The organism is Corynebacterium sp. HMSC036E10, from assembly GCF_001836265.1.
In the GTDB taxonomy this organism is placed as follows: domain Bacteria; phylum Actinomycetota; class Actinomycetes; order Mycobacteriales; family Mycobacteriaceae; genus Corynebacterium; species Corynebacterium coyleae.
This window is the reverse complement of the sequence record NZ_KV827938.1, coordinates 127,408-141,756: the sequence shown is the minus strand read 5'-3', so window position 1 is coordinate 141,756 and position 14,349 is coordinate 127,408. Positions and strand designations below refer to the sequence as shown.

Below are 14,349 nucleotides of genomic sequence, written 5' to 3'. Positions count from 1 at the left end.
GGTGCGTCAGATGCGTACCGAGGAAAAGATCAAACAACGAGTACAAAAACTACTCAATCAAGCCAACGACAGGGAAGGGACACCGGAGGGTGACGCGTTCTATGCCCGAGCATTCGAGCTGATGGCACAGTACGGCTACGACGAGCGCGATCTTGCAAGTCCCGATGCTGGCGACAACGTAGGCCACCGCGCCTACACGTTCCGCGGCGCCTACACCGATATGCAGGCAACGCTGCTGCACTCCATCGCGAGGTCGTTGCACTGTACGGGGTTTACGCAGCGGGTGTATAACTCCACGCGCGTCAAGGACGCAGACCTTTTTGGCCTACAGCGACACCTCGACCGGGTGGACATGCTCTACGCGCTGCTGTTGCCGGTGATGCTTGCAGAATCACAAAAGATCCGCGCCACAAACTTCGGTGAATCGGTGGTCGTGATGCGCCGGTCGTTTATGCAGGGGTTCGCGACAAGCATCGGCAAACGTCTGATGAAAGCAGAAGAGGGCGCAGCACGTGTGGATAGCGAATATGCGCTTGTGCTTGTCGACGACGCCGCAAAGGCCGAGCAAGCCCGCTCCAAATTTGCCGAAGAGCAGGGCTTTGTGCTCTCCGCGCACCAAACCAACCGCTCGTTCGACCCAGGTGCGTACCTCAGCGGACACGCCGCGGGAGAGAATTCAGACCTCGGCCAAACACGGGTGAAGTCCAGGGCGGCGCTGCCGTTCTGATGCATTCGGTGTCGGGAGATGCTGACGGGGGCTAGGTGTCGTCGTTAAGCAATTTGGTTCTGAGCGAACAAGCAGGTAACTTGGTCGATCGGACTTGTGCGCCGAGATTTCGGCGTGCCAAGCCGAGAGAAACATTTGAACATCCAACTTTGTTGCAGGCCCCTCGCCAAGATGCGGACCGCGTGCAAGGGAGGCGGCGAGCGGCCCACGCTACTGAGTGTGGGCAGCGTTGAGTAGCCCCCGATAGACCATGCGGAAAACGCGACCTTGAAAAGGGTCAGGTGGGTTTAGGGAACCGCAACGAGAAAGGAAACGGTCACCACAATGACCATGACAGATCCGATTGCGGACATGCTGTCGCGCGTGCGCAACGCAACAACTGCGCAGCACGACACCGTGTCTATGCCGTCCTCCAAGCTCAAGGCAGCTATTGCTGAGATCTTGAAGCAGGAAGGCTACATCGAAGATTACAAAGTTGAGGACGAGAAGGTTGGCAAATCGCTGACGCTCAACCTCAAGTACGGCCCGACCCGCGAGGCTTCCATCGCTGGTCTGCGCCGCGTGTCCAAGCCGGGCCTGCGCGTGTACGCCAAGTCCAACGACCTGCCTCAGGTGCTCGGTGGCCTGGGCGTGGCAATCATCTCCACGTCCCACGGCCTGCTGACCGACCGCCAGGCTCAAGAGAAGGGTGTAGGCGGGGAAGTCCTCGCTTACGTCTGGTAAGGGGAGGTTGAAAAGACTATGTCGCGTGTAGGTAATGCACCCATCGCAATCCCGAACAACGTCGAGGTGAAGATCGACGGCCAGCGTGTTGAGGTCAAGGGCCCGAAGGCCACCATGGACCTCGAGATGCCGGAGCCGATCACCGCTTCCGTCGAAGACAACGAAGTCGTGGTGTCCCGTCCGGACGATCACCGTGACAGCCGTTCGCTGCACGGCCTGACCCGCTCGCTGATCAACAACCTGATCATCGGCGTGACTGAGGGCTACAAGATCAACATGGAGATCTTCGGCGTCGGTTACCGCGTGCAGCAGAAGGGCAAGGACCTTGAGTTCTCCCTCGGCTACTCGCACCCGATCCTGATTGAGGCGCCGGAAGGCGTCACGTTCTCCGTCGATGGCAACACCAAGTTCGCCATCGAAGGCACTGACAAGCAGCAGGTTGGCCAGATTGCGGCAAACATCCGCCGTCTGCGTAAGGATGACCCGTACAAGGGTAAGGGCATCCGCTACGCCGGCGAGCAGGTCCGCCGCAAGGTCGGAAAGACGGGTAAGTAATCATGAGCAATACTGCAGAGAACACCAAGCGCACCCCGGTGGGCAAGGACATCTCGTCCCGCCGCCGCGAGGCCCGCGCACGTCGCCACTACCGCATCCGCAAGACCCTGCGTGGCACCCCGGAGACCCCGCGTCTCGTTGTGCACCGCTCGTCTCGCCACATCCACGTCCAGGTCATCGACGACCTCGCAGGCCACACCCTGGTTTCTGCGTCGTCCATCGAGGCAGACGTGCGCAACCTGGAGGGCGACAAGAAGGAGAAGGCCGCAAAGGTTGGCCAGCTCGTCGCTGAGCGTGCCAAGGCAGCAGGCATCGAGCAGATCGTCTTCGACCGTGGTGGCTACAAGTACCACGGCCGCGTTGCGGCCCTGGCTGAAGCTGCTCGTGAAGGTGGTCTGAAGTTCTAATGATCACGGCAAACATCACCATCAACGGAAGGATCGCGTAATGGCCGAACGTGAACGGCGTGACGGCGGGCGCTCCGCCGACAACCAGAACAACAACGACCGCGGTAACCGCGGCGGCCGTGGCCGTCGCGACGACCGTCGCAACCAGAACGACGAGCGCGATAAGTACATCGAGCGCGTCATCACCATCAACCGTGTTGCCAAGACCGTTAAGGGTGGCCGCAACATGTCCTTCACCGCTCTCGTCGTCGTCGGCGACGGTGAAGGCATGGTCGGCGTTGGCTACGGCAAGGCGAAGGAAGTTCCCGCCGCAATTCAGAAGGGTGCAGAAGAGGCTCGCAAGAACTTCTTCCGCGTCCCGATGATCGGTGGCACCATTCCTCACCCGGTTCAGGCTGAAGAAGCCGCCGGTATCGTCATGCTCCGCCCGGCTGCTCCGGGTACCGGTGTGATCGCCGGTGGCGCAGTCCGTCCGGTGCTCGAGGCCGCTGGTGTCCAGGACATCCTGGCTAAGTCCCTCGGTTCCGACAACGCCCTCAACGTGGTTCAGGCCACCGTTGCCGGCCTGAAGCAGCTCGTGCGTCCGGAAGAGGTCGCAGCGAAGCGCGGTAAGGCTGTCGAGGACGTTGCCCCGGCACGTATGCTGCGCGCTCGCGCAGGACAGGAGGCCTAAGAACAATGGCACTGAAGATTACGTTGCACCACGGCAAGATCGGTGAGAAGCCGGTGACCCGCAAGAACCTCGAGGCTCTCGGTCTGCGCAAGATCGGTCAGTCCGTGGTGAAGAAGGACAACGCTGCTACCCGCGGCCAGATCCTCAAGGTGCGTCACCTCGTCACCGTCGAAGAAGTTGCAGGGGAGTAGATAAAACATGGCTGACATCATCAAGCTCCATGATCTGCGCCCGGCAGAGGGCGCCAACAAGGCCAAGACCCGCGTTGGTCGCGGTGAGGCCTCCAAGGGCAAGACCGCTGGCCGCGGTACCAAGGGCACCAAGGCTCGTAAGCAGGTTTCCGCTGCTTTCGAGGGTGGCCAGATGCCGCTGCACATGCGTCTGCCGAAGCTCAAGGGCTTCAAGAACCCGAACCGCGTCGAGTACCAGGTGGTCAACGTCGCGGACCTCGCGGAAGCATTCCCGCAGGGTGGCGACATTGCAGTTGCCGACATCGTCGCTAAGGGCCTCGTTCGCCCGAAGCAGCCGGTGAAGGTGCTGGCAGAGGGCGACATCAACGTCGCACTCAACGTCACCGCAAACAAGTTCTCCAAGTCCGCTGAGGAGAAGCTCAAGGCTGCTGGCGGTTCCGCCACCGTCGTCGAGTTCTCCAAGCGCGCTCCGAAGGACGCGTAAAGAGCCGAAAGCGTAACGCTTTCCGCGCTTGAGATAACCCCCATACTGGACAATCACTGTCCGGTGTGGGGGTTTTCGCTGTGCTGTAGCGGTAAAGTCGACCGTGAGTATCAACTTTTTAAGCACAGCTGCTAGGGTAGTGGGGTCAAACACGGCGACGGCCCGTTTTGTGTGCCTTCATGCACGAGTCGGCGCTGCACTATCCACTACCTTCCGCCGCGGTTCAGGTGGAAGCCAGGAGGCTATGTGTCCGCAATTGCTCAAGCGTTTAAGGATCCTGACCTTCGCAAGAAGATCTTGATCACCCTTGCGCTGATGATTCTGTACCGCGTAGGTGCCCAGATCCCGTCCCCGGGCGTTGATTACGCGTTGATCAACCAGCGACTCGAAGAGGTTGCCCAGGGTGACCGTGCCACGATGTTCTCCATCATTGGCCTGTTCTCCGGTGGTGCACTGCTGCAGTTGTCGATCTTCGCGATCGGCATCATGCCGTACATTACGGCGTCGATTATCGTGCAGCTGCTCACTGTCGTGATCCCGAAGTTCGAGGAGCTGAAGAAGGAAGGCCAGTCCGGCCAGGCGAAGATGACGCAGTACACGCGCTACCTCACGGTCGCGCTGGCGTTGCTGCAGTCCGCAGGTATCGTCGCGCTGGCAGACCGCGAGCAGCTGCTCGGCCAGGGAATGCCGGTGCTGGTGGAAGACCGCAATGTCTGGACCTTGATCATGATGATCCTTGTGATGACCTCCGGTGCGGTGCTCATCATGTGGCTCGGCGAGATCATCACTGAAAAGGGCGTGGGCAACGGTATGTCCCTGCTCATCTTTGCGGGTATCGCAACCCAGATCCCGTCCGAGGGTGCGTTCATCCTCCAGAACTCCGGTGCCTTGACGCTGATCCTCGTCATCCTTGCGCTTATTGCGCTGGTCGTCGGCATTGTCTTCATTGAGCAGGGCCAGCGTCGTATCCCGGTGCAGTACGCCAAGCGCATGGTGGGCCGTCGCCAGTACGGTGGTTCTTCCACCTACTTGCCGCTGAAGGTCAACCAGGCTGGCGTTATCCCGGTCATCTTCGCCTCGTCGCTGATGTACGTGCCGGTTCTGATCACACAGATCGTGACCATGAATAACCCGACTCCGCCGGACAACTGGTGGATGAACCACGTGATGGCATGGCTGCAGAACCCGGGTTCGTGGCAGTACATCCTCACCTACGTCGTGATGATCATCTTCTTCTCCTACTTCTATGTGTCGATCCAGTATGACCCGGTCGATCAGGCAGAGAACATGAAGAAGTACGGTGGCTTTATCCCGGGTATCCGTCCGGGCCGTCCGACTGCTGAATACCTCGCGTTCGTCATGAACCGCCTGCTGTTCGTCGGCGCGATTTACCTCGCGCTGATCGCAGTGCTGCCGAACCTGGCAATGGACGCCGGTATCACCGGCTCCGGCCGGATGGGTATGAGCGCGTTTGGCGGTACGGCCATCCTGATTATGGTTTCCGTGGCCCTGACCACGGTTAAGCAAATTGAATCCCAGCTTCTGCAATCCAACTACGAAGGACTTCTGCGATAATGCGTCTCGTTCTCCTTGGCCCTCCCGGTGCCGGCAAGGGCACCCAAGCCGCTATCCTTTCCGAAAAGCTCGGTGTTCCGCACATCTCCACCGGTGATCTGTTCCGCGCCAACATTGGCGAGGGCACCCCGCTCGGTGTTGAGGCAAAGAGCTACATCGACGCCGGCAAGCTTGTGCCGACCGATGTCACCGCACGCATGGTTGAGGATCGCCTGAACCAGGACGACGCGAAGGACGGCTTCCTGCTGGACGGCTTCCCGCGCACGGTGGAGCAGGCTGAGATCCTGACCGACCTACTGGCGAAGAAGGGCGAGAAGCTCGACGGCGTGCTCAACTTCGTTGTTGATGAGGACGTTGTCGTGGAGCGCATGCTCGCCCGTGGTCGTGCAGACGACAACGAGGAGACCATCCGCACCCGTCTCGCCGTGTACCGCGATGAGACCGCACCGCTGATCGACCACTACGGTGAGGAGATCATTTCTATCGACGCTGTGGGCGACGTCGACGAGATCAACCAGCGCGCCATGGCGCAGCTGGGCAAGTAGCCCGAATACGCTCAAGGCCGGTGTTCGCACCGGCCTTTCGCTTTTGCCTATCGACGACCACCACAAAGGAGCACCCCGCTATGGCATTCCGCAAACGCAAGATTGCCGCCAAAACCCCCGACGAACTCGATGCGATGGAGGCAGCCGGCCGCATTGTCGGTGTCGCGCTGCAGGAGGTCCGTGCTGCGGCAAAGCCGGGTGTCAGCACGCTTGACCTTGACAAGGTGGCGGAAACCGTCATTCGCGACCATGGCGCGGTGCCGACCTTCCTCGGATACCACGGTTTTACTGGCTCGATTTGTGCGTCGGTCAACGATGTGGTGGTCCATGGCATTCCATCCGCTGACGTGGTGCTCAATGAAGGGGACCTGGTTTCCATCGACTGCGGCGCAACGTTCAACGGTTGGGTAGGGGACAGTGCCTGGTCGTTCGGTATCGGTGAACTTGCACCGGATGTGGACGCGCTCAACCGCGCAACCGAGTGGGTGCTCGCAGAAGGCCTGAAAGCCATGGTTCCGGGCAACAAGCTCACTGACGTGTCTCACGCGTTGGAGTTGGCAACCTACGCCGCCGAGGAGAGTTTCGGCGTTGAGCTCGGCATTGTGGATGGCTACGGCGGGCACGGCATTGGCCGCACGATGCACGAAGACCCGTACCTGGCTAATGAGGGCAAGCCGAATCGGGGTCCTGTGATTCAGGAAGGTTCGGTGTTGGCGATCGAGCCGATGTTGATCCTGGGTGGTGGCTACGACACGCGCGTACTTGACGACGAATGGACGGTTACCACCCTCGATGGTTCACCGGCAGCACACTGGGAACACACCGTGGCAGCGACCGCTCAGGGACCACGAATTCTTACTCCGCGCGTATAAACGGCTGGCGCGTCGATGCGTGATTCATAGCTATACGGTTATACTTCCGGCATGTCTTACCGTCCTCGCCATGCAAAGCAGTCGCCGTTGAAGCGACGCGCAATTACGTTCGCTGCCGGTCTCGGTGTCGTCGCTACGCTTGCTGCACCTGTGACTGCGCAGGCAGCGCCTGCTCCGGCCCCGAATCCGGTTGCAACCTCCAGCCTTGATGCGCTGTCCTCGTCGGCAAACACCGCGTTTGCAAACCTGGATAAGTCTGCACGGGATGCAGCTTGGGATCTTCGCAACAACCTGCGCTTGCAGGCAGATGGGTTGGCGAATATCAGTCCGGATCTGCCGGCGAAGGCGAAGCAGCGTATCGACGAGATCGTGGAGGTTTTCTTCCCCGGACTCATCGCCGAGAAGACTCCGAAGCCGAAGCCTGCACCGAAGCCGGCTCCCGCTCCGGCACCAGCTCCTGCTCCGGCGCCGGCTCCGAACCCGCGTGCTGGCTTTGACTACGGTCCGTGCCCGGCCGATGCCAAGGCCTGCATTGACATTGATGGTCGCCGTTCCTGGCTGCAGAACAACGGTGTCATGTACTACCAGTCGGGCCTGATTGGTCCGGGCCGATCGGGCTACGAGACGCCGCGCGGTACCTTCTACGTCAACCGTAAGGTCAAGGACGAGATCTCCTGGGAGTTCGGCAACGCACCGATGCCGTACGCCACGTACTTCACCTACAACGGCATCGCGTTCCATGAGGGGGACCCGAGCATCCTGTCCCACGGCTGCATCCGCATGTACCGCGGAGATGCACAGCGCTACTTCAACGATCTGCAGATCGGTGACAAGGTCTACGTCTACTAGGCATCTTTGTTGCATATTGGCCCCGGCGAAATGCTGGGGCCTTTTGCGTTTTCGCAGGTGAGCGGATAAAGTAGTCCAACGGTGCTGCCACGAAGTGTTGGCAGGTACCGACTGTCACGGTAAGAAAACGTTTCTGCCTGCACATTTGCGGGCAGTGTAGGAAGTGGAGTGTATGGCAAAAGAAGGCGCAATCGAGGTTGAGGGCCGCATCGTCGAGCCCCTGAAGAACGCCATGTTCCGTGTCGAACTCGACAATGGGCACGAGGTTCTCGCCCACATCAGTGGCAAGATGCGCCAGCACTACATCCGCATCCTCCCTGAGGACCGTGTCGTGGTGGAGCTCTCTCCCTACGACCTGGAACGCGGGCGTATCACTTACCGCTACAAGTAAGCATTTCAGCCTCCTCACCCAGACCTGCTCATAGTGGGTCGTTTACCTCCGGCCACGGTGGCTGGAGCCGCGTGTAATCCCAACCCATCCTCCGGCACGGTCCGGATAAAGCGTTGGTTGACGTGGACGGGTGGGGAGAAAACCACCGTAACAACCCGAAAGGTACGTACCTCATGGCACGTCTAGCTGGTGTTGATCTCCCGCGCAATAAGCGCATGGAGATCGCTCTCACCTACATCTATGGCATCGGTGCAACCCGATCCAAGGAACTGCTCGAGAAGACGGGCATTTCTCCGGACCTGCGCACGGACGATCTGAGCGATGACCAGCTCTCCGCTCTGCGTGACGCGATTGAGTCCTCCTACACCGTCGAGGGCGACCTGCGCCGCGAGGTTCAGGCAGACATCCGCCGCAAGATCGAAATCGGCTCCTACCAGGGCATGCGCCACCGTCGTGGCCTGCCTGTCCGCGGCCAGCGCACCAAGACCAATGCGCGTACCCGCAAGGGCCCGAAGAAGACCATCGCAGGAAAGAAGAAGTAACCTATGGCTACTCAGACTCGTTCCGGTGCACGTCGCGGACGTCGCATCGTCAAGAAGAACGTGGCCGCAGGCCACGCATACATCAAGTCCACCTTCAACAACACCATCGTGTCCATCACGGACCCGCAGGGCAACGTCATCTCCTGGGCGTCCTCCGGCCACGTTGGCTTCAAGGGCTCCCGTAAGTCCACGCCGTTCGCTGCGCAGATGGCTGCAGAGAACGCTGCCCGCAAGGCAATGGACCACGGCATGAAGAAGGTCGACGTTTTCGTCAAGGGTCCGGGCTCCGGCCGCGAGACCGCTATCCGTTCGCTCCAGGCTGCCGGCCTGGAGGTGTCTTCGATCTCCGACGTGACGCCTCAGCCGTTCAACGGCTGCCGTCCGCCGAAGCGTCGTCGCGTTTAAGGCTGAAAGGAAAAGAGGTAAAGAGACATGGCTCGTTACACCGGCCCTGCTACCCGTAAGTCCCGTCGCCTCCGCGTCGACCTCGTCGGCGGCGACATGTCCTTCGAGCGTCGCCCGTACCCTCCGGGGCAGGCTGGCCGCGCTCGCATCAAGGAATCCGAGTACCTGCTCCAGCTGCAGGAGAAGCAGAAGGCCCGCTTCACCTACGGTGTGATGGAGAAGCAGTTCCGTCGCTACTACGAAGAAGCGAACCGTCGCCCGGGCAAGACCGGCGACAACCTGCTCATCCTGCTGGAGTCCCGTCTGGACAACGTTGTCTACCGTGCTGGTCTGGCTAAGACCCGCCGTCAGGCACGTCAGCTCGTGTCCCACGGCCACTTCACGGTCAACGGCAAGAGCATCGACGTTCCGTCGTTCGCGGTAACGCAGTACGACATCATCGACGTCCGTGAGAAGTCCCGCAACATGCTGTGGTTCGAAGAGGCTCAGGACAACCTCCTGGACGCTGTCGTTCCGGCTTGGCTGCAGGTCGTTCCGGACACCCTGCGCATCCTCGTGCACCAGTTGCCCGAGCGCGCTCAGATCGAGGTGCCGCTGCAGGAGCAGCTCATCGTCGAGCTTTACTCGAAGTAAACTTTCACACGTTTGCTTCACCCCGCGCGCCGTCCACGGTGCACGGAATCTTCCATATCAGTCCCTACCGGCTTCATATAGCGGGAGCCAAAGGAGAAGTTCATGCTCATCTCTCAGCGTCCTGAATTGACCGAGGAGTACATCGATACCAACCGCTCGAAGTTCGTCATCGAGCCGCTCGAGCCTGGTTTCGGTTACACCCTGGGCAACTCCCTGCGTCGCACGCTGCTGTCGTCCATCCCGGGCGCAGCCGTGACGTCCATCAAGATCGACGGTGTGCTCCACGAGTTCACCACGATCAACGGTGTCAAGGAGAATGTCTCCGAGATCATCCTCAACATCAAGGACCTCGTGCTGTCTTCCGACTTTGACGAGCCGGTAGTCATGCAGCTTGCAGTCGAGGGGCCGGGCGACGTCACCGCAGGTGACATCGAGCCACCGGCAGGCGTGGAGATCCACAACCCGGATCTGCACATCGCCTCCCTTAACGAGCAGGCACGCCTGGAGATGGAGCTTGTTGTCGAGCGCGGCCGTGGCTACGTCCCGGCTATGCCGAACTCCGGTGGAGAGGCCGGCCGTATCCCGGTCGACCAGATTTACTCGCCGGTGACCCGTGTTGCTTACAAGGTTGAGGCAACTCGTGTTGAGCAGCGCACCGACTTTGACAAGCTCATCATCGACGTTGAGACGAAGAACTCGATGACCGCACGTGACGCGCTCGCGTCGGCTGGTTCCACCCTGGTGGAGCTCTTCGGCCTGGCTCGTGAGCTCAACACCGCTGCAGAGGGCATCGAGATCGGCCCGTCGGCTCAGGAGTCCGAGTACATCGCTGCGTACTCCACGCCGATCGAGGACCTGAACTTCTCTGTTCGTTCCTACAACTGCCTGAAGCGTCAGGAGATCCACACCGTGGGCGAGCTTGCTGAGTACAGCGAGACCGACCTGCTGGACATCCGCAACTTCGGCCAGAAGTCGATCAACGAGGTCAAGATCAAGCTCGCTAACCTGGGCCTGACCTTGAAGGACGCTCCGGAAGATTTCGACCCGACCCAGCTCGAAGGCTACGACGCCGAAACTGGCGATTTCGTGGACGACGGCGCGGACGAGACCGAGTAACACAACAGAGCACGCGCTCAACTAACCGCATACGAGGAGTTCGAATATGCCTACCCCCAAGAAGGGTGCCCGCCTCGGAGGGTCCGCCTCGCACCAGAAGCACATTCTGGCCAACCTGGCGCAGTCCCTCTTCGAGAACGGCGCTATCAAGACGACGGACGCTAAGGCACGTGCCGTGCGTCCGTACGCTGAGAAGCTGATCACCAAGGCGAAGAAGGGCACTGTGGCTGACCGCCGCGCAGTCCTCGCTGAGCTGCCGAACAAGCAGGTTGTTAACTACCTGTTCAACGAGCTCGCGCCGAAGTTCGAGAACCGTGAGGGCGGCTACACCCGCTCCATCAAGCTCCCGAACCGCTCCGGTGACAACGCTCCGATGACCCAGATTTCCCTGGTGCTCGAGGAGACCGTTACCACCGAGGCAACCCGCGCTGCACGCGCAGCTGCATCCCGCCAGGCTGAGGAGGCCAAGGCTGAGGAGGCTCCGGCAGAGTAGACCACCGAGGCTCCGGCAGAGGAGACCGCTGCTGAGGAAGAGAAGTAAACTCACTTCCTTCCTCGCGTAACGCCCAGCTACCCCGTGTAGCTGGGCGTTTTGTATTGCCCAGATAAGATTGATCGCCATGGATGAGACGATGCGGCTGCGTTTGGATATCGCCTACGATGGCACCGATTTTCACGGTTGGGCGCGCCAGAAAAGCGGCATCCGCACAGTCCAACAGACCATCGAAGAGGCGTTGAGCCTCGTGCTGCGTAGTAGCGTCTCCCTTACCGTCGCTGGACGCACCGACGCAGGAGTCCATGCCTCGGGACAGACCGCCCATGTGGATATTCCTCGCAGCAGCCTTGATCAGCGTTCGATTGAGGGGGACCCGGGACGGTTGGTTCGTCGATTAGCAAAACTGCTCCCGGAAGACGTTCGCGTATTTAATGTCGAGGAAGCGCCAGAGGGGTTTGACGCGCGTTTCTCGGCGTTGGCCCGCACCTACGTATATCGGGTGACTACGCATCCGGCAGGTGCGTTGCCAACACGGGCGCGCGATACGGCGGTGTGGCCAAAACCTATCAACCTTGAGACGACACAGGCGTGTGCCGATGCGCTTGTGGGCTTGAACAACTTCGCGGCGTTTTGCCGCCCGAAGGAGCATGCCACCACGATCCGCGACGTGCATTCTTTCGAGTGGTCGCAGGTCGAGGACACCGTGTACGAAGCGCGCATTGTTGCGGATGCGTTTTGCTGGAATATGGTTCGCGCGCTGACCGCGACGTGTTTAACCGTCGGGGAGGGCCGCCGGGGGAGTGACTGGCCAAAGGAGCTCTTGCTTCGCGACGAACGCGCGCCCGAAGTCCCACTCGCTCCCGCTCGTGGCCTGACGTTGGTCGGCGTCGAGTATCCCGCTGATTCTGAGTTAGCTGCCCGCGCCGAAGCTACCCGCGCGCGTCGCGAGATGTAGCATGCTTGGGTTACTGACAATCTGGGAGGTGCGATGACCACAGCAGCCGCAGCATGGTTTGCAGTTGTGTTTTTCCTGCTTCCCGGATTCCTGGTGGCGTGGGCTGCAGGCCTCCGAGTTCCTGCAGCGGTGACCACGGCGCTGCCGGTGACCTTCGGTGTTATCGGAGTGTCGTCGTGGATGTGGGGCGTGACTAGTGCGCCGTTTAACCTGTGGACGTTCGGGGTGAGCATGGTGCTTGCCCTCGCGGTGGCTGGCGGGTGGCGCTATGCGTTTGCACGCAAGGCCCGCCGCGGTGGTGATGTGCCGTGGCACCGTGCGCTTTTTCCCGGCAAGGTGGAGTGGACGCACTGGGGCATTCCGTTTGTCGGGGTAGCGGTCGCGGCGTGGATGGCAGTTACGGACCGGCTGTCGTGGTTGGCTCAGATGCCCAACGGTGCGGACAATATCGTCCAGGGGTGGGATTCGCAGTGGCATGCGAATGCGGTGCGGTTTGTGATGGAGACGGGCGTGGCGTCGTCGACACGCATGGGCGAGCTGCAGAACTTCGAAACGCACGCGCGGCTGTTCTACCCGTCGGGATTCCACGCGGGTGTTGCTCTCTTTGCGGAGGCTGCTGGACTTGAGCCGATTCGGGCGGTCAACATCGCGTCGACGGTGCTGCCAGCGGTGGCACTGCCGCTGACCATGGTGAGTCTGGTGTTCGCGTTTATGCGCTCGACTGGGCTCACCGCGCAGATTGCCGCCGCGTTTGCCGCGATCATGGCGTACGCGGCCCCGCAGCTGCTGTGGGTGCCCGACTACGTGGGGATGTGGCCGTACCTGTTTGCGATGACCCTGACCGGCATCGTGGTTTGGCAGTTCCTTGAAGTTCCGGCACGGCATGCGGGTGCGCTGCCTGCTGCGATCGGGTTCCTTGGCGTGTTGTGCACACACCCGTCTGCGGTGACCGTGGTGGTACTCGGCGTCATCTTTGCGTGGGCGACGTCGCTGCTGGTTCGCCCGGTGCGCTCGCGTCGCAGCGATACGGTGTGGATGGCACTCCCGGCAGCCGCGGCAACGCTCGTGTTTTTGCCCCAAGTGCTGGCGGGGTCGGACCAGGCGAGTGAGGTTGCCTCATGGGCGCCGCAGGAGAAACTAGGCCGCGGCGGCGCGTGGGGGAGTGCGTTTCGGATGGACACCCGGCACGTCTCTCAGTTTTTCCCGGACTTCGACCCGACGGTGATGCTGTGGCTCGCCGGTGCAGGCGCGCTGGCGTTGGTGCTGTGGCGCGGCCAGGTGTGGCCTGTGCTGTTGTATGTGGTTTCGCTTGCGGTGACCGCAAATGCGCTCACACCATTCGATAACGCGTGGGGCGATGTACTGGCCATGGTGGGCAACCTGCACTACAGCACGGGGCACCGGCTGATCATGCCGGTGGTGATGTGCGTGTGGGCAGCGGCCGCCATCGGCATTGCTGTGATTATCCGCCTTGTCACCTTCGCTCCACTCGCAGCACGAACCGGTACGGGGCAGCGAGCCACGGTGCTGGCGTCGATCGCGGTGGCGGTGATCGCCGGGTCGGCGGCGGTGCCACAGGTACGCAACCACACTGAGGCTGGTGCACAGGACGCGTTTGCTACCCCGCGCCAAAGCGGACGGATGGTAAGCGCGGATGACCTCCAGGTGTTTGACTGGTTGGCGACCCAGGACGCAGCGTGGGAAGGCACGATCATGGGTGATCCTGCGGATGGATATTCGTGGATGTATGCCTACAACGGGTTGCCGTCGGTTTCCCGGCACTACCTATGGCCGACCGGCGGGATTGGCTCAGCGCACGACACAATTTTCCAGCACGCGGACTTCATCGGAGAAGACAACGGCGAAGTGGTGGAGCAGGCGCTGAAGGACTTGAACGTACGGTTCTTTGTGCTCAGCCCGGGGTCGTTTTGGGCGGACCAGAAACCGCAGTATCCGATGCTGCGGGCGTTCTGGGCGTCAAACGGGGTGACGCCGGTGTATCGCAAGGGCACGACGTCGGTGTTTGCGGTCAACAGCGAGTTCTCCACCGCCCAGTTGCGGGCGATGCGCAAAGACGGACAGGACCACGGCTCGGATGAGCTATTCGAGCTTGAAGATGCCGGTGTAGCCGCCTGGTAGATGCGCGCGGGGTGCTAAGGCTGTAGCCTGTTGAGTACTTACTCGGGGGAGGGGGAATTATGGCGAAACTT

The 14,349-nt window shown here is 61.0% G+C and carries 19 protein-coding genes; all 19 read left to right on the top strand.

The window, feature by feature from the left end:
• The first annotated feature begins 10 nt into the window (after positions 1 to 10).
• Entirely contained in the window at positions 11 to 727 is a 717-nt protein-coding gene (locus HMPREF2736_RS01790) for a DUF2786 domain-containing protein (RefSeq protein WP_101732443.1), read from the top strand.
• Positions 728 to 1,051: 324 nt separating this feature from the next.
• Positions 1,052 to 1,450, top strand: coding sequence for a 30S ribosomal protein S8 (gene rpsH / locus HMPREF2736_RS01785; RefSeq protein WP_070422733.1), 399 nt, complete (start codon positions 1,052 to 1,054; stop codon positions 1,448 to 1,450).
• A gap of 18 nt (positions 1,451 to 1,468) precedes the next feature.
• Positions 1,469 to 2,005 carry a 50S ribosomal protein L6 gene (rplF, locus tag HMPREF2736_RS01780; RefSeq protein ID WP_070422734.1) on the top strand — a complete coding sequence of 179 codons (537 nt, stop codon included), beginning with the start codon at positions 1,469 to 1,471 and terminating at the stop codon, positions 2,003 to 2,005.
• 2 nt (positions 2,006 to 2,007) lie between these two features.
• Positions 2,008 to 2,412, top strand: a complete 405-nt coding sequence (rplR, locus tag HMPREF2736_RS01775) for a 50S ribosomal protein L18 (protein WP_070422735.1) — start codon at positions 2,008 to 2,010, stop codon at positions 2,410 to 2,412.
• 40 nt (positions 2,413 to 2,452) lie between these two features.
• On the top strand, positions 2,453 to 3,085 hold the full coding sequence (gene rpsE / locus HMPREF2736_RS01770) for a 30S ribosomal protein S5 (protein WP_070422736.1): 633 nt from the start codon (positions 2,453 to 2,455) through the stop codon (positions 3,083 to 3,085).
• Positions 3,086 to 3,090: 5 nt separating this feature from the next.
• A complete protein-coding gene (rpmD, locus tag HMPREF2736_RS01765) occupies positions 3,091 to 3,276 on the top strand; it encodes a 50S ribosomal protein L30 (RefSeq protein WP_034997282.1) in 186 nt (61 codons plus the stop codon).
• Between the two features lie 7 nt (positions 3,277 to 3,283).
• A complete protein-coding gene (gene rplO / locus HMPREF2736_RS01760) occupies positions 3,284 to 3,760 on the top strand; it encodes a 50S ribosomal protein L15 (RefSeq protein WP_070422737.1) in 477 nt (158 codons plus the stop codon).
• Positions 3,761 to 4,006: 246 nt separating this feature from the next.
• The gene (gene secY, locus HMPREF2736_RS01755; protein WP_070482501.1) at positions 4,007 to 5,335 is read left to right on the top strand and encodes a preprotein translocase subunit SecY; all 1,329 of its coding nucleotides are present in this window, start codon (positions 4,007 to 4,009) and stop codon (positions 5,333 to 5,335) included.
• Positions 5,335 to 5,880 carry an adenylate kinase gene (locus tag HMPREF2736_RS01750; RefSeq protein ID WP_070422739.1) on the top strand — a complete coding sequence of 182 codons (546 nt, stop codon included), beginning with the start codon at positions 5,335 to 5,337 and terminating at the stop codon, positions 5,878 to 5,880. The genes secY and HMPREF2736_RS01750 overlap by 1 nt, the downstream gene beginning before the upstream one ends.
• An 80-nt stretch (positions 5,881 to 5,960) precedes the next feature.
• Positions 5,961 to 6,752 (top strand): type I methionyl aminopeptidase, encoded by a 792-nt coding sequence (gene map, locus HMPREF2736_RS01745; protein WP_070570614.1) that lies wholly within the window; start codon positions 5,961 to 5,963, stop codon positions 6,750 to 6,752.
• Positions 6,753 to 6,803: 51 nt separating this feature from the next.
• Positions 6,804 to 7,601 carry a L,D-transpeptidase gene (locus HMPREF2736_RS01740; RefSeq protein ID WP_070828755.1) on the top strand — a complete coding sequence of 266 codons (798 nt, stop codon included), beginning with the start codon at positions 6,804 to 6,806 and terminating at the stop codon, positions 7,599 to 7,601.
• A gap of 172 nt (positions 7,602 to 7,773) precedes the next feature.
• Positions 7,774 to 7,992, top strand: a complete 219-nt coding sequence (infA, locus tag HMPREF2736_RS01735) for a translation initiation factor IF-1 (protein WP_070422742.1) — start codon at positions 7,774 to 7,776, stop codon at positions 7,990 to 7,992.
• Positions 7,993 to 8,165: 173 nt separating this feature from the next.
• The gene (rpsM, locus tag HMPREF2736_RS01730; RefSeq protein ID WP_070422743.1) at positions 8,166 to 8,534 is read left to right on the top strand and encodes a 30S ribosomal protein S13; all 369 of its coding nucleotides are present in this window, start codon (positions 8,166 to 8,168) and stop codon (positions 8,532 to 8,534) included.
• 3 nt (positions 8,535 to 8,537) lie between these two features.
• Entirely contained in the window at positions 8,538 to 8,939 is a 402-nt protein-coding gene (gene rpsK, locus HMPREF2736_RS01725) for a 30S ribosomal protein S11 (RefSeq protein WP_070422744.1), read from the top strand.
• Between the two features lie 27 nt (positions 8,940 to 8,966).
• Positions 8,967 to 9,572 carry a 30S ribosomal protein S4 gene (gene rpsD / locus HMPREF2736_RS01720; protein WP_070422745.1) on the top strand — a complete coding sequence of 202 codons (606 nt, stop codon included), beginning with the start codon at positions 8,967 to 8,969 and terminating at the stop codon, positions 9,570 to 9,572.
• A 102-nt stretch (positions 9,573 to 9,674) separates the two neighbouring features.
• Positions 9,675 to 10,688, top strand: a complete 1,014-nt coding sequence (locus tag HMPREF2736_RS01715) for a DNA-directed RNA polymerase subunit alpha (RefSeq protein ID WP_070422746.1) — start codon at positions 9,675 to 9,677, stop codon at positions 10,686 to 10,688.
• 46 nt (positions 10,689 to 10,734) lie between these two features.
• The gene (rplQ, locus tag HMPREF2736_RS01710; RefSeq protein ID WP_070828754.1) at positions 10,735 to 11,181 is read left to right on the top strand and encodes a 50S ribosomal protein L17; all 447 of its coding nucleotides are present in this window, start codon (positions 10,735 to 10,737) and stop codon (positions 11,179 to 11,181) included.
• Positions 11,182 to 11,308: 127 nt separating this feature from the next.
• Positions 11,309 to 12,139 (top strand): tRNA pseudouridine(38-40) synthase TruA, encoded by an 831-nt coding sequence (gene truA, locus HMPREF2736_RS01705; RefSeq protein ID WP_070771072.1) that lies wholly within the window; start codon positions 11,309 to 11,311, stop codon positions 12,137 to 12,139.
• Between the two features lie 33 nt (positions 12,140 to 12,172).
• Complete coding sequence (locus HMPREF2736_RS01700) at positions 12,173 to 14,278, top strand: DUF6541 family protein (RefSeq protein WP_070828753.1); 2,106 nt, start codon at positions 12,173 to 12,175, stop codon at positions 14,276 to 14,278.
• Positions 14,279 to 14,349: the final 71 nt, after the last annotated feature.